The sequence below is a fragment of the Streptosporangium sp. NPDC003464 genome (assembly GCF_053588315.1).
Window position 1 is genome coordinate 1 of sequence record NZ_JBSFPS010000540.1, and the last position, 1,650, is coordinate 1,650.

Sequence of the window (1,650 nt, forward strand, 5' to 3'; positions counted from 1 at the left end):
CCCCATCTGCAGTTCAGCGATCTTGGCCTTGGCCAGCTCGATGTCCCGCAGGATCGTCGCGGTGGTGGCGATCCAGTCGTCACCGGCGGCCTGCGTCTGCGTGACAGCGGACGCGACCGCGGACATGGTGATGCCGTCGACGTGGCGGATAACGGTGTTGATGACCTTGCGCAGCACCCGGTCGACCTCGTCGCCGGGGCGCGCGTTCCGCTTGATCGCCTCGTCGGTCAGCCTGGTCGCCTGGCCCCACTTGGAGACCGAGGCGAGGGCGGCGGCGCCGTTGGCGGTGACGTCGTGCGGGTACTCGGAGCCGGGGCCGACAGCCTGCGGGCTGCGGGTGTTGAAGATCGGCTCCGACACCTCGTACAGGACGGCGCCACCCGAGGAGCGGAACCGCTGGGTGAGGATCTGGTCGGAGATGAACCGCAGGTCGGCGATCGTCCGGAGACGCCGCTGGATCTGCGTCGGGGAGGCCAGCAGCCGGTGGATGCTGAGCAGATCACCGGACAGGCTCGGAGGAGCCGGCGGGTTAACAGGCATGTTTCAGGGGCTCCTTTACCAGGCCATCCACTGGACCTTGGCGGTGTCGGCCGCCGTGGTCAGGGCGACGCCGATGACGGCGCGGGCGTTGTTGATGTCGCCGGCGGCCGCGCCGGCGGCGACGGCGAGGGAGGCGACGGTTCCGGCGGCGCCGGTGGCGAGCTGCGCGCCGGCGGTGATGGCACCGGAGGCGGTGGACTCGTGGACGGTGCCACGGGCGAACACGGTCAGCCGGGTACCGGAGGCGGCGTCGTGGGCGGCGACGCCGATCCATGAGGCGGAGGAGGCGCCGGCGACGCCGACGGTGCCGTTGCCGGAGACGGCCACCAGCTGGCCGCCGGTGATCGCGGCGGAGGTGGTGACGGTGACCGTCTCGCCGGGGGTGTAGATGGGCAGGTAGTCAGCCACGGCGATCAGGCCTTTCCGGGGACGCTGAACAGGCGGTCGAACTCGTCGTCGACGCTGCTGGTGTCCTCGCTGCCGGGGCGGAAGCCCCACTCATCCGTCTCTCCGCGAAGCCCCAACACCTTGCCTTTCCGCAGGTCCGCGAAGACTCCCAGCCCCGGCCCCGAGGTCCCCGTGACCACGTAACTGCCGTCGTCCGACACCCACGGCCACTCCTCGCCGATCGTGTCCGCCGTGAACTGCCGTGACACGACCCTTTCCTTGCTGTTCAGAGTCCGCTCGACGAACCGCCCATCCGATTTCCGGAAGTAAAGAAAATGCCGCCCATCCCCACTGACCAGGAACGGCGCCCGGGCACCGGCATTGACCGCATTCTTGGGCGCCTTGGCGAGCGCCTCCGGCACCTCCACCACGTCTCCGTTGGTGAGCACCAGTTCCCAGGTCTGTGTGAGCTGCGCGTACGCGATCGTGACCGGTGTGGCAGCCGCCGCAGGCTGTCCGATCAGTGTTACGCCGGTGAGGAGGAATGTCGCGAGAGCTGTACGGAATCTCATGCTTCATGAGATGCCAGAAGTCATCAGAGTGTTGCCGGTTTCGCTTAGCTGACGGGAACCAGTTCCAGCGCGCCGGTGAGCTCGGCAGCCGTTCTCAGCCGTAGGACGAGCGGCAGCAAGGAGATCACTGACCGCCGACGTCACCAGTGGC

3 protein-coding genes are annotated in these 1,650 nt (G+C 68.5%); all 3 read right to left on the bottom strand.

Annotation, left to right across the window (positions count from 1 at the left end; all coding sequences use genetic code 11):
- A partial coding sequence (locus tag ACWDS7_RS48330; RefSeq protein WP_451934806.1) for a phage major capsid protein occupies positions 1-540 on the bottom strand: 540 nt, incomplete at its 3' end.
- A 15-nt stretch (positions 541-555) separates the two neighbouring features.
- Complete coding sequence (locus ACWDS7_RS48335; protein ID WP_451934807.1) at positions 556-948, bottom strand: capsid cement protein; 393 nt, start codon at positions 946-948, stop codon at positions 556-558.
- Between the two features lie 5 nt (positions 949-953).
- A complete protein-coding gene (locus ACWDS7_RS48340) occupies positions 954-1,499 on the bottom strand; it encodes a hypothetical protein (RefSeq protein ID WP_451934808.1) in 546 nt (181 codons plus the stop codon).
- Positions 1,500-1,650 lie beyond the last annotated feature (151 nt).